The following is a 26,921-nucleotide window of genomic DNA, read 5'->3' as shown; positions in this document are numbered from 1 at the left end:
AGACTTTCCCTTCAACTTGTCTGATTTCTGTCTCTGCCGCAGACCGTCCACATCGGACCGAAGCCGGCTAGCGGGTTCTGCGGGTGACGAGCCGTTGCAGGACGATGAAGACGAACAGGAGGGCGCCGGTGATGATCGAGGTCCACCACGAGTTGAGGGTGCCGTCGAAGGTGATCAGCGTCTGGATGATGCCCAGCACCATGATGCCGAGCACGGTGCCCAGCACGTAGCCGGAACCGCCGGTCAGGATGGTGCCGCCGATGACCACCGCCGCGATCGCCGTCAGCTCCAGGCCGACGCCGTTGAGCGGGTCGCCGGAAGACTTGTACAGCACCAGCAGCAGCCCGCCGAGCGCCGAGCAGAAGCCGCTGATCGTGTACACCGCGATCTTCGTGCGGCCGGTCTTGAGACCCATCAGCATCGCGGACTGCGCGTTGCCGCCGATCGAGTAGACGGTGCGCCCGAAGCGGGTGAACGCCAGCACGTACGCCGCGACGGCGACGACGACCAGGGCGGCGACCACGCTGATCGAGATGTGCAGCTCACCGCCGAGCGGGAGCTGCGTCTGGGCGAGGGTGGCGATCGTCGGGTTGTCGATCGAGTACGCCTCGGTGCTGATCGTGTAGCAGAGGCCCCGGGCGAAGAACATCCCGATCAGCGTCGCGATGAACGGCTGGATCTCGAAGAAGTGGACGAGCGCGCCCATCCCGGCGCCGAGCAGCGCCCCGATCACCAGCACCACCGCGATCGCCGCGTACGCGGGCCAGCCGTGCTTCTGCATCAGGTCGCCGGAGACCACTGTGGACAGTGCGACCACGGACCCGACGGACAGGTCGATGCCGCCGGTGAGGATCACGAACGTCATCCCGACCGCGACCACGAGCAGGAAGGCGTTGTTGATGAACAGGTCGAGCACGACCTGCCCGGAGCCGAACGCCTCGTAGCTCGACGCGCCGAAGACGTAGGCCCCGATGAGCAGCGCCATCGTGGCGAGGATCGGGAGGTGCCGTTGCTTCGGCCGGTAGCCGCGGACGCGGTCCAGGGTCGTCACGCCGTGACCTCCACCTTCTCCGGAGCGGGTGCGGGGGCCGGCTGTCCGGGCCGGGGTGTCCGGCGGCGCCGGAGCTTGCGGCGGAACGCGGGCGACTGCAGCAGGCACACCGCGAGCACGACCACGGCCTTGAACAGCATGATCGACTCGGGCGGGATGCCGAGGGCGTAGACGGTGGTGGTGAGCGTCTGGATGAGCAGGGCGCCGATCACCGCGCCACCCAGGGAGAACCGGCCACCGGTCAGCTGCGTGCCGCCGACGACGACGGCGAGGATCGCGTCGAGCTCGATGAACAGCCCGGCGTGGTTGGCGTCGGCGCTGTGCACGTTCGCACTGATCATCAGCCCGGCGATGCCCGCGCACAGCGCGCAGAAGACGTAGACGAGCCAGGTCAGCCGGGCCGAGCGGAGGCCGGCCAGCCGGCTGGCCTCGGGGTTGCCGCCGACGGCCTCGACGAGCAGGCCGAGCGCGGAGCGGCGGACCAGCAGCGAGGCGAGCACGAACACGGCCAGTGCGACGAGGATCGCGCTCGGCAGGGTCAGCACGAACCCGCTGCCGATCCATTCGTACGGGGCCGAGGTGATCGTGATGATCTGCCCGCCGGAGATCAGCTGCGCGATCCCGCGCCCGGCGACCATCAGGATGAGCGTGGCGATGATCGGCTGGATGCCCAGCACGGCGACGAGCCAGCCGTTCCACACCCCGAGCACCAGCGACAGCCCGAGCGCCAGTCCGACGGCGACGAGCGTGGCGCCCACGCCGCCGGGGTGGTCGGCGATCCACAGGCAGGCGAGCGAGCCGCTGATCGCGACGACCGCGCCCACCGAGAGGTCGATGCCGCGGGTGGCGATGACGAGCGTCATGCCGATCGCGATGAGGATCAGCGGGGCGCCGTTCTTCAGGATGTCGACGAGGTTCCCGTACAGGTGGCCGTCACGCAGTTCGATCGAGAAGAACGCCGGGCTCGCGATGAGGTCGCCGACCAGCAGCGCCAGCAACGCCACCACGGGCCAGAACAACCGGTGCTTGGTCATGAGACGGCTCCCTCGGCCATCGTGGCCATGATCTCGTCGGCGGTGAGCGCCCGGTTTTCCGGCTGTGCCACCACTTTCCGGTCGCGCAGCACCACGACGCGGTGGCTCAGCCGGAGCACCTCGTCCAGCTCGGCGGAGATGTACACGACGGCCATCCCGTCGGCCGAGAGCCGGGTGACCAGCCGCTGGATCTCGGTCTTGGCGCCGATGTCGATGCCGCGGGTCGGCTCGTCGAGGATGAGCAGCCGCGGCTCGGTGATGAGCCAGCGGGCCAGCAGCACCTTCTGCTGGTTGCCGCCGGACAGGGTGCCGACCAGGGCCTCGGGGTCGGCGGGGCGGATGTCGAGCGTCGCGATGTACTTGCGGGCGATCTCGTCCTGGCGGCGCCGGGACAGCGGCCGCGCCCAGCCGCGCGAGGCCTGGAGCGCGAGGACGATGTTCTCCCGGACGGTCAGTTCCTCGACCAGGCCTTCGGTCTTGCGGTTCTCCGAGCAGAACGCGATCCGGTGGTCGAGCCCGGCTCGCGGCGTCCGCAGCGGGGTGACGCGGCCGTCGATCTTCACGGAACCGCTGTCGGCGTGATCGGCGCCGAAGAGCAGCCGGGCGAGCTCGGTGCGCCCGGAGCCGAGCAGCCCGGCCAGCCCGACGACCTCGCCGGCGTGGATGTCCAGCGTGAACGGCTCGACGCCGCGTTTGCGGCCGAGGTCTTCGGCCGCCAGCAGCACCGGAGCGTCCGCGACCTCGGCCCGGGTCGGCCCGGAGTCCTCGAGCGTTTCGAGGACCCGCAGCTCCTTGCCGATCATCCTGGTGACCAGCTCGACCGGCGTGATGTCCGCGGTGCGGTACTCGCCGATCAGCTTTCCGTTGCGCAGCACCGTCATCCGGTCGGCGATCGCGAAGACCTGGTCGATGAAGTGCGAGACGAACAGGATCGCCAAGCCTTCGTCGCGCAGCGAGCGCACCACCGTCAGCAGCCGCTCGACCTCGCCGGCGTCCAGACTGGACGTCGGCTCGTCGAGCACCAGGATCCGCGCCTCGACGTCGAGCGCCCGGGCGATCGCGACGAGCTGCTGGACGGCGATCGAGCAGGTGCCCAGCTCGGCCGAGACGTCGACCCGGACGTCCAGCCGCGCCAGCAGTTCCTCGGCCCGCCGCCGCATCGGGCCCCACTGGATGCGGCCGAAGCGGCGGGGTTCCCGGCCGAGGCAGACGTTCTCCGCCACGGACAGGTTCGGGCAGAGGTTGACCTCCTGGTAGACCGTGCTGACGCCGGCCCGCTGGGCCTCGCCGGGGCCGCCGAAGGAGACGGCGGTCCCGGCGAGCGTGATCGAGCCCGCGTCCACCCCGTGCACGCCGGTGAGCACCTTGATCAGCGTCGACTTCCCGGCGCCGTTCTCCCCCATCAGCGCGTGGACCTCGCCCGGGAACAGGCGGAAGCCGACGTCGTCGAGGGCGACGACACCGGGGAACTCCTTGCGGATCCCGGTCATGACGAGGATTTCGGCGGGCATCGCGAACCCCTCAGTACTGGCGCTTCGGCAGGGCGGCCTTGGCCGACGCCTGGTCGAACTCGGTCTCCTGGGTCTCGATCCGCTCGGGCACCTGCTCCCCCGCGTTGACCTTCTTGACCAGGTCCATCAGCTGCGGGCCGAGCAGCGGGTTGCACTCGACGACGTGGTTGATCTTGCCGTCGGCCAGCGCCTGGAGGGCGTCCTTGACACCGTCGACCGAGACGATCTTGATGTCCTTGCCCGGCACCTTGCCTGCCGCCTGGATCGCCTCGATGGCACCGAGGGCCATGTCGTCGTTGTGCGCGTAGAGCACGTCGATCTTCGGCTGGGACTTGAGGAAGGCCTCCATGACCTCCTTGCCCTTCGCGCGGGTGAACTCCCCGGTCTGCGAGGCGACGATCTTGTACTTCGGGTCAGCCGCGATGACGTCCCCGAAGCCCTTCTTGCGGTCGTTGGCCGGGGCCGAGCCGGTGGTGCCCTGCAGCTCGACGATGTTCACCTGACCGGTGGCGCTGCCGAACTCCTTGGTCAGCCACTCCCCCGCTTTCTTGCCCTCGGCGATGAAGTCCGAGCCGAGGAAGGTCTTGTAGAGCGTCTTGTCCGGCGAGTCGATCGCCCGGTCGGTGAGGATGACCGGGATCTTCGCGGTCTTCGCCTCCTTGAGCACGGTCTCCCAGCCCGACTCGACGACCGGCGAGAAGGCGATGACCTTGACCTTCTGCTGGATGTACGAGCGGATCGCGGCGATCTGGTTCTCCTGCTTCTGCTGCGCGTCGGAGAACTTGAGCTCGATCCCGGCGGACTTGGCCGACTCCTGGATGGACTTGGTGTTCGCGGTCCGCCAGCCGCTCTCGGCGCCCACCTGGGCGAAGCCGAGCGTGACGGCCCCGCCGGTGGTTCCCGTGCCGCCGCTGCCGCCGCTACCACTGCAGGCGGTGAGCAGGACCAGTCCGGCCGCCGCGACCGCCGCGGCGGCCCATCGCTTCTTCAGCACGTTCACTCCTCGATCGACGGTGATCTTTGCTGTTAGCGTTAACAGTTCGCGAATGGGGACCGGTCGACGCGCCGGCCGCGCGTTGCCGACCGCCCTCGCGGGACCAGCCGACCCCTTCGCCACCGGGCAGTCCGACCCTGCATCAACGTGACCCCCATCACTCTTTCGGGTGGCGACGGGGAGTCAGTGTTAGCGATAACAACAATCCGGTCAAGTCCGAATGGGGTAACGGTCTCGTCACATACCACCGCGGTCGCCGCACACGGCCCGAACACGAGACGGACCGCCCGCTCGAACTGAGGTCAGCGGGGTACGCGACCGGGCCGGGCCGGCGGACACGCGGGGTGCGGCGGCCCAGGTCGGCGTGCAGGTCGAGGCCCCGCGCGCTCGTACAGCCGCCGCACCGCGTTCCGCTGGCTCGGTTCGGCCATCGTGAGCTGGAGCGCATGGTCCACTCCCGTGTTCCACGACAGGTTCTCGCCCGCCGGCTGCCCGCCCGCCCGCCCGCCCGCCCGAGGGATAGAGCAACGGACCACGCGCGAGCGCCAAGAGCATCCCTGCCCTACGCCGTAGCCGCCACGGTGACTCCGGCGCCCACGGACCGCTCCTGCCGGAGTTCGCGTTACTGCGGCGTGGCCGCGTTGAAGACCGGCTTCGGGACCGAGACCTGGTTGAGCCCCCAGCGGGACATGATCCCGACGTACGTGCCGTCGCGGAACAGCTCCTCGAACACCTGCTGCAGCACCGGGCCCAGCTTCGAGGACTTGGGGACGTACAACGCCAGGTCGTCCTTGGACGCCCCCTGCGCTTCGGTCTGGGTGACGTACTTGGTCCCGCCCTGTTTCTGCGTCACGTCGATCGCCGCGGCCTCCGTCATGCCCGCGGCGTCCGCGCGGCCCGAGAGGGTGGCCAGCAGCGTGGCGTTGGTGTCGTCGAGGCCGACCGTCTGCGTGGCCTGATGCTTGCCCTGCGTGCAGAAGTGGGACAGCTTGGTCAGCTGCTCCTCCACGACGCTCGCGGTCACCACCGCGATGCGCTTGCCGCAGAGGTCCTCGACCCGCGCGATCCCCGCCGCCGAGTCGGGGAACACGTAGGCCGTGCGGGTGGTCATCCAGGTGATCGTGTCGAACTGCTTCTCGCGCTCGGCGGTGGCCTTGACCGGGCCGTTGAACGCGTCGTACCGGTCGCTCAGCATGCCCTGCAGCGCGGCCGGCAACGCGTTGACGATCATGGTCTGCGTCCGGACGCCGAGCACCTGCCCGATCGCGGCCTGGAAGTCGGCGTCGATCCCGGTGACCGACCCGTCCGGCGCCACCGTGCGGTAGGGCGGGTGGGAGTCGCCGGCGAACCGGATCACCCCGGCGTCCTTGATCGCCTGCGGCAGCGCGTCGTGCAGGGACTGCACCACCGCGAGGTTCGTCGCGGTCGCGAGGGTCGGGGAACCGCTTCCCACCGTGCACCCGGTGGCGGCCAGCCCGAGGGCGGCGATCGCGAGGATCGTTCTTCGGCTTCGTCGGCGAAGCGGTGATCGCATTGGACGTCTTCCTGTGCTCGGCTGTCGGGCTCGAAACCGCGTCAGGCGGATGAGGCCCCAGACACAATAGGTTGCTAACGCGGCGGCGATCGTTGCATGATCTGTCGCCTTGTTCAACCCCCAGTCCCGTCCTGGCCGCACCACAGCCGGCGTGATCCGGGGCGCGGCGTCCCGCTTCGAGCGTGAAATGCCCACTACTCACCAGACGATCGTGTGGGGAACTGGATCAATCGGATCACGGACCGCGAAGCCGTCACCGAACGGCCGCTGCCCGCCCCTCGAGGTGCCTCGGCCGTCGGAAATGTAACTTTCACCGCCCGGCTGTCCTTTGTGGACCTACCGCGACCACCCTGAGGTGGCCGGTCGTCCGGCCCGGCGTCCGGGGCTTCGCGGACCCGCGTCCCCGGATTGACATCTTTTCTCCCGGCGGCCCAGGGTGAAGCAACGCTGTTAGCGATAACACTCGTCTCGCTCGCCGGGAGAAGGTCGTCATGAACAGAGGAAGTACCAGCCGCAGGATCCGCACCCTGATCGGTGTGCTCACCGCCGCGTCGACCGTGGCGCTGGCGGTGACGCTGGGGGCCGGCCCGGCCGCGGCCGACGTCACCGGCGCGCTGCGCGGTGCCGGTTCGGACCGGTGCCTCGACGTCTCGAACGCCAGTCAGGCCGACGGGGCCCTCCTGCAGATCTACGACTGCTCCGGCGGGGCGAACCAGCAGTGGACGTCGACGTCCGGCGGCCAGCTGACGGTGTACGGCGGCAAGTGCCTCGACGTGCCCGGCGGCGCGACCACCGGGACCCGGGTGCAGATCTGGACCTGCCACGGCGGGGCCAACCAGCAGTGGCGGGTGAACTCCGACGGCACGATCGCCGGGGTGCAGTCCGGGCTCTGCCTGGACGTCACCGGCGCCGCGACGGCCAACGGCACCGCGGTGGCGCTCTGGACGTGCAACGGCGGCAGCAACCAGAAGTGGACGGGCCTGTCGACGACGACCACCACGCCGACCACGACCACGACCGGCGGCGGCACCGGCTGCTCCCTGCCCTCGACCTACCGCTGGAGCTCGAGCGGGGTGCTGGCGACGCCGAAGAACGGGTGGGTCTCGCTGAAGGACTTCACCAACGTCGTCTACAACGGCAAGCACCTCGTCTACGCGTCGAACGTCTCGGGATCGTCGTACGGCTCGATGGCCTTCAGCCCCTTCACGAACTGGTCCGACATGGCCTCGGCCGGCCAGAACGGGATGAACCAGGGCACCGTGGCGCCCACGCTGTTCTACTTCGCGCCGAAGAACATCTGGGTGCTGGCCTACCAGTGGGGTGCCTGGCCCTTCATCTACCGCACGTCGAGCGACCCCACCAACCCCAACGGCTGGTCCTCGCCGCAGCCGTTGTTCACCGGCAGCATCTCCGGCTCCGGCACCGGCCCGATCGACCAGACGCTGATCGCCGACAGCTCGAACATGTACCTGTTCTTCGCCGGTGACAACGGCAAGATCTACCGGGCGAGCATGCCGATCGGGAACTTCCCGGGCAGCTTCGGCTCGACCTACACGACGATCATGAGCGACACGCAGGCCAACCTCTTCGAAGCCGTCGAGGTCTACAAGGTCCAGGGCCAGAACCAGTACCTGATGATCGTCGAGGCGATGGGCGCGAACGGACGCTACTTCCGTTCGTTCACCTCCACCAGCCTGAGCGGGTCGTGGACTCCTCAGGCCGCCAGCGAAAGCAACCCCTTCGCCGGCAAGGCCAACAGCGGCGCCTCCTGGACCAACGACATCAGCCACGGTGACCTGGTCCGCACCAACCCCGACCAGACCAAGACCATCGATCCGTGCTCCCTGCAGTTCCTCTACCAGGGCAAGAACCCCAGCGCGAGCGGCCCGTACGACCAGCTGCCGTGGCGGCCGGGAGTCCTGACGCTGCAGCGTTAGCCACGTCCGTCCCTTCCGGGGAACCCTCCCCGGAAGGGACGGCCTCAGCCCGAGGTGCGCGCGACCAGCTCGGTGTCCAGCACCGCGCGGCGCGGCCCGGCCGACCCGCCGAGCATCGCCGGCAGCTCGTCCGTCATCCGGGCGCCCATCGCTTCGATCGGCCGGCGCACGGTGGTGAGCGGCGGATCGGTGCGCCGGCCGATCGGCAGGTCGTCGAACCCGATGACGGCCACGTCACCGGGGACCCGGCGACCCGCGCGACGCAGGGCCCGCAGCGCGCCGATCGCCATCATGTCCGAGGCGGCGAAGATGGCGTCGACGTTCGGCCGGCGGTCCAGCAGGCGGGCGGTGGCGTGCTCGCCGGACGCCTGGCCGAAGTCCCCGAACACCACCAGCCCCCGGTCGCCGTGGCCGGCGCCCGACACCGCCTGCCGGTAGCCGAGCAGCCGGTCCACTCCCGCGGTCATGTCCTGGGGTCCGGCGATGGTCGCCACCGTGTGCCGGCCCGCGTCGAGGAACCGCTGGGTGGCCCGCCGGGAGCCACCGCGGTTGTCCACGTCGACGTAGGAGAAGCGCCCGGGTTCCCGCCCGCAGACCGGACGGCCGCCGAACACCACCGGGATGCCGAGCCGGCCCAGGTCGAGCGGCCGGCGGCCGTGCATCCCGATGACCAGGGCGCCGTCGACGTGCCCGCCGTCGAGGAAGCGCACCACCGGTCCCTGGTAGTCCGCGGTCGCGGGCACGGTGAGCAGCACGAGCTGCAGGCCGACGCCGGTCAGCGCCTTGCCCGCCCCGGCGGCCACGCGGGCGAAGCAGGGGTCGGCGAACAGCCGCGGGACTTCCTCGCACACCACGAGCGCGACCGAGCCCGTGGGCCCGGCCGCCGCTCGCGGGACGCGGTGGCGGTCGACACCCCCGCCGCACGCGCGATGTCGGCCAGGGTCGGCCGCGGTTCGGGTGACTCGGCGAAGGACACGTTCGCTCTCCCAAGACGTCGTTGTCTTCGTGAGCCCGGGCAGGCTGTCCACAAAGGACCGATCCCGCCGCGGCGTGGTCAGCTGCCGAAGAGGCGGCGCCGGATCTCGCGGCGGTAGTCCTCCAGGGTGTTGTCGAGGTGGACGGCGACCGCGTGGGCCGCCGCGTCCGGGTCGCCGTCGCGGATCGCCCCGAAGATGGCGGCGTGCTCGTCGACCGCGCCCGCCGCGTGCCCGCCGACCGCGCCGGACATGCCGATGACGTTCGATTGGCGTTGCAGGCGGCGGGCTTCGCGCACGGCCGCGACGAGGAACTGGTTGTGCGACGCGGTGGCGATGCCGAGGTGGAAGTCGTCGTCGCCGCGGTCGAACAGCGTGGACTGCCCGCTCAGGTGGCCCTGGCGGCAGGTCTCGGCGGCGGCCTCGATCGCGCGCAGCTCCGCCGGGGTGGCGTTGACGGCCGCGAGCCGGCCGGCGGCGGTCTCCTGGACCCGGCGGAACTCGAACAGCATGTAGACGTGGTCGAGGTCGGTGGGCAGGAAGAAGCCGCCCCAGCGGGAAGCGCCGAGCATGCCCTCGTCGTCGGACACGTACAGCCCGCGCCCCTTGTGCGCGCGCACCCGGCCGATCGCCGAGAGGATCTTGACGGCCTCCCGCACCACGGTCCGGCTGGTGCCCATCCGCGCCGCCAGCTCGGCCTCGGTCGGCATCCGGTCGCCGGGCCGAAGCTCCAGCTCGGCGATGAGCCGCAGGATCCGCTCGGCCACCACTTCGTAGCCGGGCCGGTACGGGGCCGGCGGCGCGGCTTCCTCATCACGGGTCACCCGATGAGTATGACTCAATCGACGCACGCCACCGCCCGCTCCGAAGACCGCCGCTCTTTCCCGGCCGCCCCGCGCCGGTTACAGTGAGCCGGTATGGGAGCGCTCCCAGTCGCCAACGCCGACGACGCTGTGAGGACTCATGAGAGCGACGAAACAGGTACGCGTTCCCCACGAACGCACCACCCATCCGGCCGCGCGAGACGACCGGCCGGACCGGATCCTCGAAGGACCCGGGAAGAGACGCGCCAAGTTCGCCGCCGCGGCCCTCGGCGCGACGCTCCTCGCCGGCGCGACCGCGCTGACGGTGGGTGGCAGCGCCCAGGCCGCCTCCTCGCCGTTCTACGTCGACCCGGGCACGAACGCGGCCCAGTGGGTCGCCGCCAACCCCGGCGACTCGCGGACCCCGATGATCCGCGACCGCGTCGCCGCCACGCCGCAGGCAAGGTGGTTCACCACCACCAACACCTCGACCGTGCGCGCCGACGTCGACGCCTACGTCGGCACCGCCGCGGCGGCGGGCAAGGTCCCGATCATGGTCGTCTACGACATCCCCAACCGCGACTGCGGTGGCGCCAGCGGCGGCGGGGCGCCGTCCCACGACGCCTACCGGGCGTGGATCGACCAGGTGGCCGCCGGCATCGCGGGCCGGCCCGCGGCGATCGTGCTGGAGCCCGACGTGCTCGCGCTGATGACGAACTGCCAGTCGGCCGACCAGCAGAACCAGACCAAGGCCTCGGTGGCCTACGCGGGCAAGAAGCTCAAGTCCGGTTCGACGCAGACGAAGGTGTACTACGACATCGGCCACTCCGCGTGGCTCTCGCCCGCCGAGGCCGCGTCGCGGGTGCGGGCCGCGGACATCTCGAACAGCGCGGACGGCATCGCCACCAACGTCTCCAACTACCGGTCGACCGGCGACGAGGCGGGCTTCGCCAAAGCGGTGCTGAACGCGGTGGGCGACACGCGGCTGCGCGCGGTGATCGACACGAGCCGCAACGGCAACGGGCCACAGGGCAGCGAGTGGTGCGACCCGGCGGGACGCGCCATCGGCACGCCCAGCACCGACGCCACGGGTGATACGCAGATCGCCGCGTACCTCTGGGTCAAGCCGCCGGGCGAAGCCGACGGCTGCCTCGCCGCGGCCGGGCAGTTCGTCCCGCAGCGGGCGTACGACCTGGCGGCCGCCGGGGCGCCGCCGGCCAGCACCACGCCGACGACCGCCACCACTCCCCCGACGACGACGTCGACCTCGACGACCCCGCCGGGCAACGGCTCGTGCACGGTGACGCACCGGGTCGTCAGCTCGTGGCAGAACGGGTACACCGGCGAGGTCGTCATCGAGAACCGGGGAGCACCCGTCGACGGCTGGACACTGACGTTCTCCGCGCCGGGGGTGACCGTCGGCCAGGGCTGGAACGCGACCTGGACCGACACCGGCGACACCGTGCGGGTCGTGAACGCCGCGTGGAACGGCAAACTCGGCACCGGCGGCACCGCGACCGTCGGCTACAACGCGGACTACAGCGGCGGCACCCCGCCGTTCCTGTCCCCCGCGCTGAACGGAGTCTCCTGCTCCTGAGTCCCCGGCCACCGGGCGATCACGGCCCACGCCGAGCCGTGATCGTCCGGCGGCGGACGAGGAATCATCGGTTGAGCTGAACGGAATCGAGCAAGGTCAACGCTTCCTTCGCGCGGGCGGGCGAGCTGTCGATTTCGATGGTGTAGGCCCCGAGCGTCCGGTGCTGGTGCACGGGCAGCGGGTCCTGCGGATAACTGCTGTCCGAGGCTCTGCTGGTCAGCGACACCGTCAGCGAGAAGCATCGGGGGTCGAGCGGGGTCTTCCCCACCTCGGCGGCCGGGCAGAGCACCAGGGTGTTGGTCTCGGGCTCGCTGGTGAACGTGCCGACCTGCTGCCCGTCGGGGACCTGTATCGACTTGAGCGGTGACGCGATCACCGGCGGTGTGGTGTGGATCTTCCCCAGCAGGGCCAGCATTTCCGCCGCTGTCACCGGTTTTGTGGTCGTCACCCGGATCCAGCGGTCCGGGCCGTCCTGCCACATGACCGACTGCGGGTGCGGGATCTGTTCTGCCGCCGAGGGTTTCGTGGCCAGGGCGCTGTGCGGCGCGGTGCCGCCACGGGACTCGATCGTGAACGCGTAGCCGTGGTTCTGCGCGTAGTGCAGGGTCTCGACGGGCGGCTGGACCGACCACATCGTCAAGTCCCAGGAACTGTCCTCGAGGCTGATCGCCGGCGCGGCCGGGGGCACCTTCCCGGCGGCCGCCGGCTGCGTCACCGTGGCGGACGGCGGGCTCGCGAGCGTGGCCGGCGGCACCACCGCGGTACCGCGATCCAGCAGGCCGACGGCCCCCGCGCCGAGGGCGGCCACCGTGAGCGTCACGGCGGCGACGCCGGTCGTGCGGCGCCGCCGGATCCGGCGGGTGGCGACGGCGAGCACGGCGTCGGGATCGGGCGCCAGGGACTCCTGGGCGCGCAGCGCGCGGCGCAGCTCGTCGAGGTCGGTCATCACACGGTCTCCTTGCCTTCGTTGAGCTGGACGCGCAGCGCGCTGAGGCCGCGCGAGACGTGGCTGCGCACCGTCGCGGGCGCGCAGCCGAGCACCGCGGCGATCTCGCCGTCGTCGCGGTCCTCGTAGAAGCGCAGCACGATCGCCGCCCGCTGGGCGCGGGTCAGCCGGGCGAGCGGCCCGGCGAGCTGGTCGGCGTCGGCGATCCGCCACGCCGGATCGGGCACGGCCGGCTCGCGGAAGCGAGTGGTGTCGGCGGTGGGGCGCACGGACCGCTGGTACCAGCGGCGCCGCCACGAGAGGTAGCCGTTGACGACGATCTTGCGCATGTACAGCTCGGGCCGGTCCGCCGCCGCGACCTGCCGCCAGCCCTGGTGCGCGCGCACGAGCGCGTCCTGCACCACGTCCTGGGCCAGATCACGGTCGCCGGTCAGCACGGCGGCGAACCGCACCAGGCCGGGCAGTTGCTCACGGGAGAACTCTTCGAACTGCACACCCTTCAAGACGCCGCCTCACGCGCGATCCGTTGCAGTCGCGGGCGGATCAGCCGAAGACCCGCCGCTGGATCTCGCGGCGGTAGTCCTCCAGGGTGTTGTCCAGGTGGACCGCGGCGGCGTGCGCGGCCGCTTCCGGGTCGCCGTCGCGGATCGCCTGGTAGATCGCCGCGTGCTCCTCGACCGCCTCCGCCGCGTGGCCGCCGACCGTGCCGTGCAGGCCGATCGTGCTGGACTGGTGTTGCAGCCGCCGCACCTCGCGCACGGCGGCCAGCAGGAACTGGTTGTGGGACGCGGCCGCGACACCGAGGTGGAACTCGTCGTCACCGCGGTCGAACAACGCCGCCTCGCCGGTCAGGTGGCCCTGCCGGCAGGTTTCCGCCGCCGCCTCGATCACCCGCAGCTCCCCCGGCGTGGCCCGGGTCGCCGCCAGCCGCCCGGCGGTCATCTCCTGGACCCGGCGGAACTCGAACAGCATGTAGATGTGCTCGAGATCCGTCGGCAGGAACAGGTTGCCCCAGTGCGCGGAGCCGAGCATCCCCGCGTCGTCGGCGACGTAGAGGCCCCGCCCCTTCTGCGCGCGCACCCGGCCGATCGCCGACAGGATCTTCACCGCCTCGCGCACCACGGTGCGCGAGCTGCCCAGCTGCGCCGCCAGCTCGTTCTCGGTGGGCATGCGATCGCCCGGCCGCAGCCGCAGCTCGGTGATGAGCCGGAGGATCCGCTCGGCGACGAGCTCGTAGCCGGGCCGGTACGACGTCGGCGACCGGTTCTCCGGCGGGTCGTCACGGGCCGGAGAAGGGTCGATCGATGCGGGCCCGCCGTCCACCACTCGCTCCTCCACCTCGTCGTGAGCATGAAGCATACATTCGGAGCGATGCTCCACAGATAAGTAGTACACATTTTTCCGTTCGTAACCTCTTGACTACGGACATCCGACGGACTCTCATGGACGCCACGCCCAGCAACGCGAGATGTGTCGGACACATAGCCGGACGTCGTTGCCTGATCAAGCAGACCTGCGGGCACCACGATGGAGTGGAGTAGCTCATGACAGCCCCAGCCTCCGGAGCCAGAAGACCAGCTCAGCGCCGCCGACGGTCCGCGGGACTGGTGCTCGGCGTCGCGGCCGTCCTCGCCGCGGTCACGGCGTGCGGGAACGGCGGCAGCGGCGCCGGCGCCCCGACCGAGTTCCGGCCCGCCGAGCAGACCGGCGGGCCGCTCACCGTGTGGGTCGACGCGACGCGCCTGCCCGCCGCGCAGCTGTACCAGAAGCAGCACCCGGCGGTGAAGCTGAACATCGTCACCTACGACGGCGACGCCAACGGCTCCAACTACCTGCAGACCAAGGTGAGCCTGTTCAACCGCACCCGCGGCGGCTGGCCGGACGTCGTATTCAGCACCCAGAACAACGAGACCTCCTGGGCGGTGCCGGCCGGCTTCACCGCGCCGTTGAACAAGGGGCAGATCCCCGACGCGACGCTGAGCGGCTGGGCCCCCGGCGCCAACGCCCCGTGCACCGTGGACGGCACGCTCTACTGCCTGCGCAACGACCTCGCCCAGACCGTGCTCTGGTACAACGCTTCGCTGATGCGGCAGTGGAACTACCAGGTGCCCCAGACCTGGGAGGAGTACCAGGCGCTGGGTCAGCGCGTCGCCACCGAGCACCCCGGCTACCTGGTCGGCACGGCCGGGGACAACTTCACCCCGGAGATCTACCTGTGGGCCGGCAAGTGCGGCGCCAACGAGATCACCGGCCCCAAGGCGGTGAAGGTCAACACCACCAGCCCGGCCTGCACCCGGATGGCGACGCTGCTCGACACCCTCGTCGCGAACCGCACGATGTCCACCAGCAGCGTGTTCAGCTCGGACTTCGACAAGAACTCCGGCGACAAGATCCTCATGCTGCCGGGGCCGTCCTGGTTCGGCGGATCGATCTTCCAGGAGTCGTTGAAGACGCCCAAGGGGCAGATCGGCGTCGCGCCGATGCCGCAGTGGGCCGGCGAAACCGCCCCGTCGGTCGGCAACGTCGGCGGGGGCACCTGGCTGCTGTCCGCCCACAGCGCCAACCTCAAGGACGCCACCGACTTCCTCACCTGGGTGACCACCGCCCCCGACTACCAGGGCCAGGTCGCGCCGGGCTACCCGGCGAACACGGGCGCGGCGAAGGCGTGGCTGGCGAAGCAGACGGCCAGCGGGTACTACGCCGGCGACATCACCGCGCCGCTGCAGGCGGCCGCCGCGCAGGTGTGGCCGGGCTGGGGCTACGGGCAGTTCAGCCAGGAGGCGATCTGGGCCGCGACCGTCACCACCGGCCAGACCGCCGGCAAGACGATCGTCTCCCTGCTGCCCGCCTGGCAGAAGGCGATCACCGACTACGCGAAGTCCAACGGGTACGAGGTCGCCCAGTGAGCACGGCCGCCCGGCCGGCCAGGCGGCGGACGCTCTGGCCGGGCCGGGCCGGCCACCTCTTCGTCGCCGCCTACGTCGTCCTGCTGGTCGCGTTCGGCGTCGTGCCCACGGTGTACGCGATCTACTTCGCGTTCACCGACGCGGGCGACCGCTTCGCCGGCCTGGCGAACTTCGTCGAGGCCGCCGCCGACTTCCGGTACCTCGACGCCGTCGGGCACGTGGCGCTCTACCTGCTGTTCTGGCTGGTTTCGCTGGTGGTGTTCGTCGTCGGGCTGGCCCTGCTGCTGCACCGCCTCACGTCCCGGGCGGCCGGCACCACCCTGCGTTTCCTCTACTACGTCCCCGGCGCGCTGGCCGGGGCGGCCGGGGTGCTGGTCTGGCTGTTCATGCTGGACCCGTCGGTGAGCCCGGTGAGCTTCCTGCTGCGGGCGTTCGGGTTCGGCACCTTCGGCGAGGTCGTCGCGCCCGGGCACCTGGCGGTCCTGTTCACCGTGATCGCCTTCTGGACCGGGGCGGGCGGCTGGATCGTCGTGATGCACGGCGCGCTGAACAACATCTCCGCCGACCTGCTGGAAGCGGCGCGGATCGACGGCGCGGGCGCGTGGCAGACCGCGTGGCGCATCCAGATCCCGTTGCTGCGCAAGTGGATCGTCTACATGGTGATCCTCGCCTTCGCCGGCGGGACGCAGCTGTTCGTCGAACCGCAGCTGCTCGCGCAGGCGAGCGTCGGGGTCGCCGGCCGCGACTACTCGCTCAACCAGCTCTCCTACGACTTCGCGTTCCAGAACAACAACGTGAACACGGCCGCGGCCATCTCGGTGGAGCTGCTGGTGATCGGGGTGGTCGTCGCCGGCGTGTTCGTCGCCCGATCGGGGTTCTTCGATGCCGACTAGCCCCCGCCGGAAGCTGCCCAACCCGCTTGCGGTGCTGGTGCTCGCGTTGTTCGTGGTCTTCTTCGTGCTTCCGGTGCTGTGGCTGCTGCTGGCCGCGACCAAGACCGACGACCAGCTCGTGCACGGCGGCCCGCTGTCGTTCGGCTCGTGGGGCGCGCTCGGGGACAACTGGACCGCGCTGACCACCTTCGGGGACAACGCGATCTTCCGGTGGCTGGGCAACTCCGCGCGCTACTCGTTCACCGCGCTCGCGATCACGCTGTGCGTGGCGATCCCGGCCGGCTACGCCCTCGCGATGACCGAGTTCCGCGGCCGGCGGACGCTGCTCGTCGCGACGCTGGTGGTGATGCTGATGCCGAACGCGACGCTGGTGGTCCCGTTGTTCCTCGAGGTCAACGCCGTCCACCTGATCGGGTCGATGTGGTCGATCATCCTGCCGTACTCGTTCTACCCGTTCGGCGTGTACCTGACCTACATCTACTTCTCCACCGCGCTCCCGCGCGACCTGATCGACGCCGCACGGCTCGACGGCTGCTCGCAGTTCGGCGTGTTCCGGCACATCGCCCTGCCCCTGGCCGCCCCGGTCGTCGCCCTCGTCGGGTTCTTCAGCTTCGTCGCCAACTGGACCAACTACTTCCTGCCCTACGTCCTGCTCCCGGAGAGCGACCAGTTCCCCGTCCAGGTCGGCCTGGGCACCCTGCTCGACGCCGTCCCGCAGTTCAACCCGACCGCCGGCACCGCGGCGGTCGAGCGCCCGGAACTCGCGCTGGCCACCCTGCTCGCGATCACCCCGGTGCTCGTCGTCTTCCTCTTCTCCCAACGTTTCCTGGTCGCCGGGATGCTCGCCGGCGCGACCAAGGAGTGACCACCATGGAGAACTCTGATGCCTCCCGTCATCACGGCCTCGGTACCCCTGCTCGAACCGCCGGGCTGGGCGATCGCGCAGCGCGAGCTGTTCGCCCTGCTCGACCGGGCCTGGCGGCGGTTCGCCCGTGACTTCACCGGCCCGGACGGCCGGCTGCGGTACGCGGGCGGGCTCACCACCCGCGACGGCGTGGACGACTTCTACGAGACGTTCTTCAACTGGCCCCAGCTCTACCTGCTCGGCGGCGCCGACGACCTGCTCGCCGAGTCCGAGCACCACTGGGAGGGCGTCACCCGGCAGCTGACCGAGCTGGGCATGCTGCACGACGAGTACGAACGCGGCTACGACTGGTTCCACCAAGGCGAAAGCCTGCTGCTGCTGTACTTCCTGTCCATGGCCGCGCCGGCGCGGTGGCGGGAGCGGGCGCTGCGGTTCGCGGAGCTCTACGTCGATCCCGCGCACGGCAACTACGATCCCGTTCACCGCGTCATCCGGCGTCCCCACAACGGGAGCGACCCGGCGCGCGAAGGGCTCTTCGACGGCAACGCCTACCCGTGGCTCCCGAGAGAGGCCATGACGTACGGCTTCCCGCTGGAGTGGCTGCCACCGGACGACGCCGCGCTGGGCGAGCAGATGCACCGGCGGATGGGCACGGGCGACACCGCCGTCAACCTGGCGGCGTCCGGGCTCGTCCTCAACGCCCTGCTGCTGTCAGGCGAGGAGCGCTACCGCGACTGGCTCGCCGAGTACGTCGGTGCCTGGCGGGAGCGCGCGGCCGCCAACGGTGGCATCCTGCCCGACAACGTCGCGCCCGACGGCACGGTGGGCGGGCTGCTGGACGGCCGCTGGTACGGCGGGCACTACGGCTGGTCGTGGCCGCACGGCTGGTACAGCGTCGGGCACGCCGCCGTCGTCGCCGCGCTGGCGGCCGCGCTCGCCACGGGCGACGAGACGTTCACCGACCTGGTCCGCCCGGCCCTGGACGAGATCATCGCCCACGGCAAGGTGATGGCCTTCACGGAAGCGGACTCCAGCCTCGGCTCCAAGTGGTCGGTCCAGCTGCGCGAGGACGTGCACACGCCCACGCTGCACGTTCCCTTCCGCCACGACGACCGGGGCTGGTTCGACTACAACCCGATGCTGCTGGGCGTCCCGATGGCGCTGTGGCACCACTCCGCCTCGGCGGCGGACCGGGACCGCCTCGACCGGCTGCGGGCCGCGAGCGGGTACGACTGGCGGACCGTGCGGCCCTTCCGCAGCAAGGAAGAGGCCGGTCACGAAGAGCCCTGGTTCGCCTACCTCGACGGCGACGACCCCGGCTACCCGGAGCGGATCCTGGCCGCGGCGCAGGCCCAGGTGCGCCACCGGCTGACCCGCATGGAGCGCCACCGCGACCGCGACGTCCCCGAAGCCGACATCCACCTGTGGCAGCAGTCCAACCCGGTGGTCACCGAGGCCCTGGTCCAGCTCACCTGGGGCGCCCCGCAGGTCGTCTACAACGGTGGCCTGCAGCAGGCCCGCGTGCGCTACTACGACGCGCGGGCGCGGCGCCCGGGCCTGCCGCCGTCGGTGTCGGCCCTGGTTTCGGGCATCGACCCGGACGCGACCGTGCTCGACCTGGTCAACCTCGACCCGGAAGAGCCGCGGTCGGTGATCGTGCAGGCCGGGGCGTTCGCCGAGCACCACATCGACGTCGCGCGCTACAGCGTCTGCGAGGACCCGTCGTGGATCGGCGATCTCTACGACTACGGCCACCGCGAGCCGGCGGTGACGTCCGCGTCGATCAACGTCGGCGGGCCTTGGCTGCGGGTGGAGCTGCCCCGGTCCACCCGCGTCCGGCTGACGCTGCGGCTCGCCCTGCGCGCCCGTCCGCCGTCCTACGCCACGCCGTTCGACGAGCCCGCCGCGTGACCGGGGTCCTCGACGCGCACGTGCACTTCTGGGATCCGGGACGGCTGCGCTACCCCTGGCTCGACGGCATCGCGGAGCTGGACCGGCCGTTCACCCCCGCCGACTTCCCGGGACGTCCGCGGAGCGACGTCATCGTCGTCGAGGCGGGAAGGGTGCCCGCGGACGCCGCCGGCGAGATCGTGTGGCTGCGGGAACAAGCGCGGCGGCAGCCCTGGATCCGCGGCATCGTCGCGCACGTCGACGTCGAAAGCCCGGCGGCGACGAGGCGGTTCGTCGCCGGGTACGGCGCTGACCCGTTCGTGGCCGGGGTCCGGCGCAACGTGCAGGACGAGGCGCCCGGTTTCCTTCTCTCCAGCGGGTTCCGGGCGGGCGTGCGGCTCCTCGGCGAGGCGGGGATGCCGTTCGACGCCTGCGTCCGCGCGCACCAGCTGCCGGAGCTGACCGAACTGGCGGCCGCCTGCCCCGGGACCACGATCGTCCTGGACCACCTCGGCAAGCCGTCGCCGGGCGGCCCCGGGTACGAACGGTGGCGCCGCGATCTGCGCCGGCTGGCCCGGCACGCCGGCGTCCGCTGCAAGCTGTCCGGCCTGGCCACCGAGACCACGCCGGGCACCGCGCGCCCGGTCGTGGTCGACGCGGTGCGCGAAGCCCTGGACACGTTCGGCCCCGGCCGGTGCCTCTACGGCAGCGACTGGCCCGTCATGACCCTGGCCACGGACCACGAGGCGTGGCTGGACGTGGTCCACGACGCGCTCGCCGCCCACCCCGCCACGGCCGTCGACGCCGTCTTCCACGACAACGCCGCGCGGACCTACCGGACGTCCTGACCGACCCGCCTTGTGTTTCCACATCGGAAACTCTACAGTTGCCACCATGGAAACCAACGGATCCATCAACGCGCCGGACGCGCCGGACGCGTCGGCCGCGCTGGCGGAGGTGCGGCGCAGCCGGGCGCGGGTGGCGTGGAGCGGGTATCCGGCGTGGTACTGGCTGGTGACCGGGGCCGGCCTGAGCGCGGTGACGGCGGCCGTTCTGCTGCCCGACTGGTGGGGGCTGGCGGTCGTGGCGGTGGTCGCGTCCGGGCTGGTCAAGGTGGCGCACCTCGCGGGGCGGCGACGCGGTGTCTGCGAGGGCTGGGTCCGCAGCGCGATGACCGCGCGTGAAGTGCTCGCGCTGTACGGGCCGGCGGCTGTGGTGATCCTCGCGGACGCGGTCGCGCAGCGGGCGGACTGGTGGTCACCCTGGTCGTCGATCGTGGCCGCGGTCCTGGTGTTCGGGCTGTTCGCCGGCGTCGGACTGACGTTCACCGCCCGGGCCGGTCGCCGGTGAGCTCGTCGCACCAGGACACCGAGCCGGTCACCGACGACGGGTTCGACCACCTGATCCACGCGCCGGTCCGGTTGCGGATCTGCGCGGCACTGGAGCCCGTCCGCGAGATCGAGTTCGGCGCTTTGCTGACCCTGCTGGACATCAGCAAGTCCGCCCTCAGCAAGCACATCGCGGTGCTCGCCGAAGCCGGCTACGTCACGCAGCGGCGCGCCGTGCGCGACACCCGGCAGCGGGTTTGGCTCCACCTCACCAAAACCGGGCGATCCGCCTACCGCGGGCACGTCGCCGCGTTGCACCGCATCGTCGGCGGCGACCCCCTCCCCTAGACGCCGGCTCGGATACCTCGTGTTGCACGGCTCCGGGAAAGCTCGAGCTTCCTTTCAAGGTTGCGGCGACCAGATCTCTTCGGCGCGGATGCTGGCCTCCGGCGTGAAGTAGTCACCGGTCTCGAGGTCCTCGATCAACGTCGCGTGTTTCGGCGTCCAGCCCAGGAGCGCCCGGGTGTGCTCGCTGGACACCGGCACGTCGAGGGAGAAGAACCGGGCCAGGAACGGGTTTCCCAGGTGCCCGGCAGCCTGCTCGAGGGTCAGCGACGCCGCGGGGACGTCGAGCTTCCGCGCGATCCGCTCGGCGACGCTCCTGATCGTGACAGCGCTTTCACCCGCGCCGTGCAGCACCGCGCCGGCCGGGGCTTTCTCCAGTGCCAGCCGGAACAGGACGGCCGCGTCGGCTCGGTGGATCGCCGGCCAGCGGTTGGCGCCGTCGCCGATGTAGGCCGAGAGGCCCGTCCGACGCGCGGCGGCGATGAGCGCCGGGATGAACCCGTGGTCACCCGGCCCGTGCACGGTCGGGGCGAGGCGCACGACACTGGCTCGCACCCCTCGATCCGCGAAGGCCAGGCAAGCCTGCTCGCCCGCGATGCGGAAGGCCGCGACGGACGCCGGATCCGGCGGGTCCTGCTCGGTACTGACCCGGCCCGCCACCGTCACCAGCGTGCCCGACGTGCTGACGAACGGCTTGCCGGACCCCGCCAGCGGCCGGCCGAGCGCCTCGATCGCGGCGCGGTCGCGGCGGATCAGGTCGGCCGGATCGGCGAAGTCGCCGCCGTAGCCCATGTGCAGGACGCCGTCGGCGTTCTCGGCGCCGCGACGCAGGCTGTCGAGGTCGTCCAGGTCGCCGCGATGCGGTGTGGCGCCCAGCGACGCCAGCCGGGCGGCGGCGCGGTCCGAACGGGCCAGGCCGAGCACGGTGTGACCGGCCGCGACCAGCTCGGCGACGACGGTGGGGCCGGTCTGGCCGGTACCACCGGTGACGAAGACACGCATGGAACACTCCTCGTAATGCCACTCACTGGCACTTCTTAGCGCCAGTGAGTGACTCTACGCGTAGCGCCAGCCGCTGGCGCAACGTGACGCCAGTCACTGACACAACTGCGGTAGTCTCGGGAGGTGCCACGTAGCGGAGCAGACGCGCGCCGCCGCCTTCAGCAGGCGGCTTTGGAGCTGTACCAGGAACGCGGGTTCGACGGGACCACGGCGGCGGAGATCGCCGCCAGGGCCGAAGTCAACGAGCGCACCTTCTTCCGGCACTTCCCGGACAAGCGCGAGGTGCTCTTCGACGGCGAGGCCGACCTGCGCGTGACGCTGATGCAGGCGATCGCCGACGCACCCGGGAACCTCGAACCGTTCGACGCCCTGTTGTGCGCCTTCCGGAAATCCGCGCGGAACCTGGAGAACAACCGCCCGTTCGCCGAACCGCGGTGGAAGATCATCGCGGTGACCCCGGCCCTCCGCGAGCGGGAGCTGGCCAAGCACGCGTGGCTCACGGACGCCGTCGCGGAGGCGCTGCGGCAGCGTGGTGTCGGCGACGGGCCGGCCGACCTGGCCGCGCGAACCGGCTGGGCCGCCTACCAGCACGCGGTCCAGTCCTGGGTCGACGACCCCGCGCAGAGCCTGGACAAGTGCCTCTCCCGAGCCTTCGACGACCTACGCGCCCTCTCCGCGCCCACCCCACCGGCCCGGCCCGCCTGAAGCCACCCCCTTCGCTCCAGTCACGGCCCAGCCGGTCAGGGACCTCGACCGACAGAGCCGACCAGTCCGACCGCAGCAGATCTCGGCGGACGGTGTCACCGGGTCAGGAGCCCGAGCACCAGCGCCAGCGGTGGCCACGCCTCCCGGCCGCGACGGATGCAGGCGAAGGCCCGCTGCCGCACCTCCGGCCCGGCCAGCGGGAGCAGCGCGACCCCCGGCCTCGCGGCGCGCGTCGCCGGCACCAGGCCGACCGCGGGCGCCGGGCCGGTCGCGATGAGGTCTTCGACGAGGTCCAGGTTGTCCGCCCGGTGCGTGACGTCCGGGGTGAACCGCGCGGTGGACGCCAGCCGGCGGATCACGTCTTCGTCGGCGAAGTTGCGGGAGTTGACGATCCAGCCGTGGTCGCGGAACGCCGTGAACACCGCGACCGTGCCGGCGCCGTGCACGCGGTGCGCGTCGGCCGCCGGGACGGCCAGGCTCCACCTCGTCGTCCACAGTGGACTCGCGGTGACCGCCGGGTCGGTGGCGGCCGGGGCGAGGTCGAAGTCGTAGGTGAGGGCGAGGTCGACTTCGTCGGCCAGCAGCGCGGCGACCGCCTCGTGCGGCTCGTACTCGCTGATCCGCAACCGCACCCGCGGGTGGTGCTCGGCGAGCGCGGCCGCCACCGGGAGCACCGACCGCCGGACGGCCGTGAGAAACCCGCCGACCCGCACGGTGCCGGCCGGTTCGGCCTGGGGGTCGAGGTCGGCGCGCGCGGCTTCGACCGCGGCGAGGATCGTCACCGCGTGCTCGGCCAGGCGCACCCCCGCCGGGGTGAGCCGCACGCGACGGCCGTCCGGTTCGAGCAGCGGCACGCCGGTTTCCCGCGCCAGCACGGCGATCTGCTGCGAAACCGTGGACGTCGTGGTGCCGAGCGCGTCCGCGACCGCGCGCATCGAGCCGCGGCGGGACAACTCGAAGAGGAACTGCAGCCTGCGGGTGTCCATCCCGCGATTGTCCATGATTCCCGAACGGTGAGTACGTGATCGACACGTGGACACGAACGGTGGCCGTGAGCTTTCCTGGGCGGGTGCTCTCCCCCACCCGTACCGGAGCGATCCTCGCGGTCCTCGCCATGCTGTGCGTCCAGACCGGCTTGGCCCTGTACGTCGGCCTCCTCGGCCGCATCGGCCCGGAGGCGGCCGCCTGGCTGCGCCTGGCCTGGGCCGGCGTGCTGTTCCTGGTCGTGATCCGGCCCAGGCCGTCGCGGTTCCGGCGGAGCGCCTTCGTGGCCTGCTGCGCGCTCGGCGTGGTCACCGCGGGGATGACCATGCTGTTCATGCAGGCCGTGGCCCGCCTGCCCCTCGGCACGGCGAGCGCGCTGGAGTTCCTCGGCCCGCTCGCCGTCGCGGTCGCGCGCGGCGGTGGCGGCAAGAAGCCGTGGCCCGTGCTCGCCGCGCTCGGTGTGGTGCTGCTGACCGAACCGTGGCACGGCGGCGCCGACCTCCTCGGCGTCGGCTACGCGCTCGCGGCCGCGCTGTGCTGGGCGGCGTACATCCTGCTGACGCAGCGGGTCGGCGACGAGGTGACCGGCGTGCGCGGGCTCGCCGTGTCGATGCCGGTCGCCGCGATCGTGGCGACGCTCGTCTCCGGGCCCCGGGTGGTCGAGCAGGTGACGTGGCCGTTGCTGTTCGCCGGGCTCGGGCTCGCGGTGCTGCTCCCGGTGATCCCGTTCAGCCTGGAGATGCTCGCCCTGCGGCGGCTGACCACCTCGGCGTTCGGCACGCTCATGAGCCTGGAACCGGCCATCGCCCTGGTGATCGGCCTCATCGTGCTGCACCAGGTGCCCGACGCGAGTGCCGGAGCGGGAGTGCTGTTCGTCGTCGCGGCCGGCATCGGCGCCGAGCGGACCGGGGCGCGGGAGCCGGTCGGACAGCGGGTCTAGGACGCACCGGGTCAGAGCCGCTTGGCCGCGCGGAACGCCTTCGCGTACGTCCCCGAGCCGTCGATCAGGGACACCCCGCCCGCGTCGCCGAAAGTCGGGCCGTTGGCGACCTTGCGGCTGGAGAGCACGCGGTGGTGGCCGTCGCTGTCGCGGCCCAGGTAGATGCCCGTGTGCGAGACCTGCGTGCCGAGCTGCGGCTCGAGGTTGAAGAACAGCAGGTCGCCCGGCTGCAGGGCGCTGAAGTCCGTCACCTGGCGCTTCTCGTCGCGGATGAGCGAGGTGCCCGGGCCCAGCTCGGACAGCGCCCACGCGCGCCGCGGCAGGCCTGGCCCCCGCACGTTGGTGCCGAGCAGCGGGTAGCCCGAGCGGTAGCCGTAGACCATCCGCACGAAGCCGGAACAGTCCAGCGAGCGGGCGCGGGCCGGTTCGGCTTTCTCGTGGGTGCCGTCCGGAAAGTCCCAGCCGATGCCGAGGTAGTCGTAGAAGTCCGACTTCTCCAGCCGGCCTTCGGCGCTGTCCGGGCCGAAGCCGGCGTCCCCGGCGATCCGCAGCTTCTTCGCCACCAGATCGGCCGCGCCGTCGGTGTACTGCAACGCGACGGCCAGCACGTCCGGCCCGGTGTCGCCGACGGCCTTCGGCAGCCAGTCGGTGAACCACCGCTCCTGTTCCGCCCCGGCCCGCCACGCTTGCGGGGCGAGCCGGACCCAGGCGGTCGTCGTGATGCCGGCCGTGGTGAACTTCGGCTCGGTGAAGGTCCGCAACCGGCCGGTCAGCATGACTGTGCGGGAGCCGTCGGTGAAGGACGCGAGCTGCGCGCCCGCCGCGTCGCGCACGATCGTGCGCGACGGGTGCTCTTGCCGCTCGTAGCGGTACCCGCCGGCGACCGCGGCGCCGGTCGGGGCGGCGGAGACGGCCGTGATCCCCCGCCCGTCCTGCGTCGCGACGTACACCGCGGCCGCGCCGGAGACGGCGATGACCGCAGCGAGGACACCGATCCGGACCGCCTTGCGCATGCTCACCTCACACCGTCGGGACCAGCCCGACCAGCACGCCGCTGATCAGGATCGCGTAACTGGCCAGGCTGACCCCGCCGGTGGCGAGCATCGTGGCCACCGGCTTCTGCCGCACCAGCTGGTAGGCGACCAGGCCGGGCACGACGAACCCGAGCGTCTGGTGCACGAACAGCAGCGGGAAGTCGGCCTGCAGGAAGAGCAGCAACGTCGTCTGCAGCACGACGCCGAGCAGCACGACCGCGGCGAACAGCCGCTTGCCGTAGAGGATCACCACGCGCTGCAACGCTTTCGTCCCGCCGAAGGTCAGCGCCGTCATGAGCACGATGATGGCCGCGCGCCGGTAGTCCTCGACCATGGTCAGCGCGATCCAGCCGGGCGTGATCATGCCGCCGGGCGACAGGTTGGTCGTCAGGTAGCAGACCAGCGACAGCAGCAGGCCGATGGCGAGCCCGATGGTGGCGATCTCGGGGGCGAGGGACGTGGTGAGCATCAGGCGACCGGTTCCAGTTTCGCGAGTTCTTCGATGAGCAGTTCCCCTTGGCCGTGGATGTTGCCGATGGCGATCAGCGACGCGCTCCGCTCGACGCCGGCCACGATCCCGCGCAGCAGCTCCCGCGGCGTGCGCGATCCCCCGAGGTCGACGACGCGGTCGTGCCACTCGGGCGGGATCGCGGCGCGGGCGCTGCGCGTCGGCTCGCCGATCAGCACCACGCGTTCCGGGGCGATCTTCGGGATGAGCGCGCCCATCTGGCCGTTGCGTTCGACGCGGTCCGGGCGGCAGTTGATGATCACGTGCAGCGGATCGTCGATCGCGCCCTGGCTGCGCAGCTGGGCGATGTTCATCAAGGTCGATTCGGGGTCGTTCGCGGCGAAGACGTTCGCGAAGCGCAGGTGGCGACGGCCGGCGCGGTACTGGTGGACCTGCAGCACACCCGGGTCCGGCGGCGCGTCCCACATGCCCTGCAGGGCCAGCTGCCGGTTGACCTTGAGCAGATCCGCGACGGCCAAGGCGATCGCGACGTTCTCCTTGAAGGTGATCCAGCTGAAGCCGCGCATCTCGGCGTCGGAGACGGTTTCGGGGTCGACGGCGATGAGTTCGCAGTCCCGCTTCGCGGCTTCCTCCTGGAGGATGTGCAGCCGGTCCTTCTCCGCGGTCAGGCAGATCCCGCCGACCGGCATCGACCGCGAGAGCGACCGCGCGACGTCGTCGAGGGTCGGTCCCATTTCGGCGAGATGGTCTTCGCGGACGTTGCACAGGACGCCGATGGTGGAGCGGATCAGCTTGCTCTGGTTGATCTCCTGCAGGTCCGGCATGACGGCCATGCACTCGATGACCAGCGCGTCCGGCCGGTAGGCGGCGGCGCGGCGCACGATGCCGATCTGCTCGACGACGTTGGCGATGCCGAACTTGCGGTAGACCGGCTCCTCGCTGCCGTCGGGGTGGATGAAGCGGGCCGCGGTGCCGGTGGTCTTCGCGGTCGTGACCAGGCCACCACCGCGCAGCGCGCCGGCGCAGAGCCGGGTGATGGACGACTTGCCGCGGATGCCGTTGACCAGCACCCGGGTCGGGATGCTGTGCAGGTGCCGGTAGTGCTGCCGCTGCTCGGCGATCCCGGCGGCCAGCATCGCCGCCGATGCCAGTACCAGCACGGCGTAGAGGAACGTCACG

General features: G+C 71.3%; 26 protein-coding genes. 11 read left to right on the top strand and 15 right to left on the bottom strand.

Annotated features, from left to right (window positions below; translation table 11 throughout):
* Nucleotides 1-67: 67 nt before the first annotated feature.
* The 5 genes from yjfF to OHS58_RS06625 all read right to left on the bottom strand — a co-directional run bounded on the left by yjfF (nucleotide 68) and on the right by OHS58_RS06625 (nucleotide 6,043).
* On the bottom strand, nucleotides 68-1,051 hold the full coding sequence (gene yjfF / locus OHS58_RS06645; RefSeq protein ID WP_326950726.1) for a galactofuranose ABC transporter, permease protein YjfF: 984 nt from the start codon (nucleotides 1,049-1,051) through the stop codon (nucleotides 68-70).
* Nucleotides 1,048-2,085 carry an ABC transporter permease gene (locus OHS58_RS06640; RefSeq protein WP_326952418.1) on the bottom strand — a complete coding sequence of 346 codons (1,038 nt, stop codon included), beginning with the start codon at nucleotides 2,083-2,085 and terminating at the stop codon, nucleotides 1,048-1,050. The genes yjfF and OHS58_RS06640 overlap by 4 nt, the downstream gene beginning before the upstream one ends.
* A complete protein-coding gene (locus tag OHS58_RS06635) occupies nucleotides 2,082-3,596 on the bottom strand; it encodes a sugar ABC transporter ATP-binding protein (RefSeq protein ID WP_328647532.1) in 1,515 nt (504 codons plus the stop codon). Before OHS58_RS06635 ends, OHS58_RS06640 begins: the two co-directional genes overlap by 4 nt.
* 10 nt (nucleotides 3,597-3,606) lie before the next feature.
* Nucleotides 3,607-4,596, bottom strand: coding sequence for an ABC transporter substrate-binding protein (locus tag OHS58_RS06630; RefSeq protein ID WP_326950730.1), 990 nt, complete (start codon nucleotides 4,594-4,596; stop codon nucleotides 3,607-3,609).
* Nucleotides 4,597-5,212: 616 nt separating this feature from the next.
* Nucleotides 5,213-6,043 (bottom strand): transporter substrate-binding domain-containing protein, encoded by an 831-nt coding sequence (locus OHS58_RS06625; protein ID WP_326952415.1) that lies wholly within the window; start codon nucleotides 6,041-6,043, stop codon nucleotides 5,213-5,215.
* A gap of 572 nt (nucleotides 6,044-6,615) precedes the next feature.
* Between OHS58_RS06625 and OHS58_RS06620 the strand changes: the two genes are divergently transcribed.
* Nucleotides 6,616-8,061: a non-reducing end alpha-L-arabinofuranosidase family hydrolase gene (locus OHS58_RS06620; RefSeq protein WP_328647531.1), complete on the top strand. Its 1,446-nt coding sequence runs from the start codon at nucleotides 6,616-6,618 to the stop codon at nucleotides 8,059-8,061.
* A gap of 44 nt (nucleotides 8,062-8,105) precedes the next feature.
* On the opposite strand, the gene OHS58_RS06615 is transcribed toward OHS58_RS06620, so the two are convergent.
* Nucleotides 8,106-8,915 (bottom strand): LacI family DNA-binding transcriptional regulator, encoded by an 810-nt coding sequence (locus OHS58_RS06615; protein WP_328647530.1) that lies wholly within the window; start codon nucleotides 8,913-8,915, stop codon nucleotides 8,106-8,108.
* Between the two features lie 200 nt (nucleotides 8,916-9,115).
* On the bottom strand, nucleotides 9,116-9,859 hold the full coding sequence (locus OHS58_RS06610) for a FadR/GntR family transcriptional regulator (RefSeq protein ID WP_328647529.1): 744 nt from the start codon (nucleotides 9,857-9,859) through the stop codon (nucleotides 9,116-9,118).
* A gap of 139 nt (nucleotides 9,860-9,998) precedes the next feature.
* On the opposite strand from OHS58_RS06610, the gene OHS58_RS06605 reads away from it, so the two are divergent.
* A complete protein-coding gene (locus OHS58_RS06605; protein WP_328647528.1) occupies nucleotides 9,999-11,435 on the top strand; it encodes a glycoside hydrolase family 6 protein in 1,437 nt (478 codons plus the stop codon).
* Between the two features lie 64 nt (nucleotides 11,436-11,499).
* Here the strand turns inward: OHS58_RS06605 and OHS58_RS06600 are convergent, their stop codons facing one another.
* The 3 genes from OHS58_RS06600 to OHS58_RS06590 are packed head-to-tail and all read right to left on the bottom strand — an operon-like array spanning nucleotide 11,500 to nucleotide 13,704.
* Nucleotides 11,500-12,381, bottom strand: coding sequence for a hypothetical protein (locus OHS58_RS06600; protein WP_328647527.1), 882 nt, complete (start codon nucleotides 12,379-12,381; stop codon nucleotides 11,500-11,502).
* Nucleotides 12,381-12,875, bottom strand: coding sequence for a SigE family RNA polymerase sigma factor (locus OHS58_RS06595; RefSeq protein ID WP_326951571.1), 495 nt, complete (start codon nucleotides 12,873-12,875; stop codon nucleotides 12,381-12,383). The genes OHS58_RS06600 and OHS58_RS06595 overlap by 1 nt, the downstream gene beginning before the upstream one ends.
* A gap of 49 nt (nucleotides 12,876-12,924) precedes the next feature.
* Nucleotides 12,925-13,704, bottom strand: coding sequence for a FadR/GntR family transcriptional regulator (locus OHS58_RS06590; protein WP_328647526.1), 780 nt, complete (start codon nucleotides 13,702-13,704; stop codon nucleotides 12,925-12,927).
* 221 nt (nucleotides 13,705-13,925) lie between these two features.
* On the opposite strand from OHS58_RS06590, the gene OHS58_RS06585 reads away from it, so the two are divergent.
* The 7 genes from OHS58_RS06585 to OHS58_RS06555 are packed head-to-tail and all read left to right on the top strand — an operon-like array spanning nucleotide 13,926 to nucleotide 20,611.
* On the top strand, nucleotides 13,926-15,287 hold the full coding sequence (locus OHS58_RS06585; protein ID WP_328647525.1) for an ABC transporter substrate-binding protein: 1,362 nt from the start codon (nucleotides 13,926-13,928) through the stop codon (nucleotides 15,285-15,287).
* Nucleotides 15,284-16,180 (top strand): carbohydrate ABC transporter permease, encoded by an 897-nt coding sequence (locus OHS58_RS06580; protein ID WP_328647524.1) that lies wholly within the window; start codon nucleotides 15,284-15,286, stop codon nucleotides 16,178-16,180. The genes OHS58_RS06585 and OHS58_RS06580 overlap by 4 nt, the downstream gene beginning before the upstream one ends.
* Entirely contained in the window at nucleotides 16,170-17,045 is an 876-nt protein-coding gene (locus tag OHS58_RS06575; protein WP_326952406.1) for a carbohydrate ABC transporter permease, read from the top strand. The genes OHS58_RS06580 and OHS58_RS06575 overlap by 11 nt, the downstream gene beginning before the upstream one ends.
* Before the next feature lie 18 nt (nucleotides 17,046-17,063).
* Entirely contained in the window at nucleotides 17,064-18,956 is a 1,893-nt protein-coding gene (locus OHS58_RS06570; protein ID WP_328647523.1) for a hypothetical protein, read from the top strand.
* Entirely contained in the window at nucleotides 18,953-19,783 is an 831-nt protein-coding gene (locus OHS58_RS06565) for an amidohydrolase family protein (protein ID WP_328647522.1), read from the top strand. Before OHS58_RS06570 ends, OHS58_RS06565 begins: the two co-directional genes overlap by 4 nt.
* A gap of 46 nt (nucleotides 19,784-19,829) precedes the next feature.
* Nucleotides 19,830-20,285 (top strand): hypothetical protein, encoded by a 456-nt coding sequence (locus OHS58_RS06560; protein ID WP_328647521.1) that lies wholly within the window; start codon nucleotides 19,830-19,832, stop codon nucleotides 20,283-20,285.
* Nucleotides 20,282-20,611 (top strand): transcriptional regulator, encoded by a 330-nt coding sequence (locus OHS58_RS06555; protein WP_326950744.1) that lies wholly within the window; start codon nucleotides 20,282-20,284, stop codon nucleotides 20,609-20,611. Before OHS58_RS06560 ends, OHS58_RS06555 begins: the two co-directional genes overlap by 4 nt.
* Nucleotides 20,612-20,665: 54 nt before the next feature.
* On the opposite strand, the gene OHS58_RS06550 is transcribed toward OHS58_RS06555, so the two are convergent.
* Nucleotides 20,666-21,610 carry an SDR family oxidoreductase gene (locus OHS58_RS06550; protein WP_328647520.1) on the bottom strand — a complete coding sequence of 315 codons (945 nt, stop codon included), beginning with the start codon at nucleotides 21,608-21,610 and terminating at the stop codon, nucleotides 20,666-20,668.
* A gap of 123 nt (nucleotides 21,611-21,733) precedes the next feature.
* Here OHS58_RS06550 and OHS58_RS06545 point away from each other — a divergent pair, with 123 nt between their 5' ends.
* Nucleotides 21,734-22,315 carry a TetR/AcrR family transcriptional regulator gene (locus OHS58_RS06545; RefSeq protein ID WP_328647519.1) on the top strand — a complete coding sequence of 194 codons (582 nt, stop codon included), beginning with the start codon at nucleotides 21,734-21,736 and terminating at the stop codon, nucleotides 22,313-22,315.
* 95 nt (nucleotides 22,316-22,410) lie between these two features.
* On the opposite strand, the gene OHS58_RS06540 is transcribed toward OHS58_RS06545, so the two are convergent.
* Nucleotides 22,411-23,301 carry a LysR family transcriptional regulator gene (locus OHS58_RS06540; protein WP_328647518.1) on the bottom strand — a complete coding sequence of 297 codons (891 nt, stop codon included), beginning with the start codon at nucleotides 23,299-23,301 and terminating at the stop codon, nucleotides 22,411-22,413.
* An 83-nt stretch (nucleotides 23,302-23,384) separates the two neighbouring features.
* On the opposite strand from OHS58_RS06540, the gene OHS58_RS06535 reads away from it, so the two are divergent.
* Nucleotides 23,385-24,239, top strand: coding sequence for an EamA family transporter (locus tag OHS58_RS06535; protein ID WP_328647517.1), 855 nt, complete (start codon nucleotides 23,385-23,387; stop codon nucleotides 24,237-24,239).
* A gap of 11 nt (nucleotides 24,240-24,250) precedes the next feature.
* Here the strand turns inward: OHS58_RS06535 and OHS58_RS06530 are convergent, their stop codons facing one another.
* The 3 genes from OHS58_RS06530 to pgsB are packed head-to-tail and all read right to left on the bottom strand — an operon-like array spanning nucleotide 24,251 to nucleotide 26,920.
* Nucleotides 24,251-25,252: an NlpC/P60 family protein gene (locus OHS58_RS06530; protein ID WP_328649776.1), complete on the bottom strand. Its 1,002-nt coding sequence runs from the start codon at nucleotides 25,250-25,252 to the stop codon at nucleotides 24,251-24,253.
* A gap of 7 nt (nucleotides 25,253-25,259) precedes the next feature.
* Nucleotides 25,260-25,742, bottom strand: coding sequence for a poly-gamma-glutamate biosynthesis protein PgsC/CapC (locus tag OHS58_RS06525; protein ID WP_326950749.1), 483 nt, complete (start codon nucleotides 25,740-25,742; stop codon nucleotides 25,260-25,262).
* Entirely contained in the window at nucleotides 25,742-26,920 is a 1,179-nt protein-coding gene (pgsB, locus tag OHS58_RS06520) for a poly-gamma-glutamate synthase PgsB (RefSeq protein WP_326950750.1), read from the bottom strand. Before pgsB ends, OHS58_RS06525 begins: the two co-directional genes overlap by 1 nt.
* Between the last annotated feature and the right edge of the window lies 1 nt (nucleotide 26,921).

Source organism: Amycolatopsis sp. NBC_00348 (genome assembly GCF_036114655.1).
Lineage (GTDB): Bacteria > Actinomycetota > Actinomycetes > Mycobacteriales > Pseudonocardiaceae > Amycolatopsis.
The sequence above is the reverse complement of the archived record's forward strand: the minus strand, read 5'-3'. Positions and strand labels throughout refer to the sequence as shown.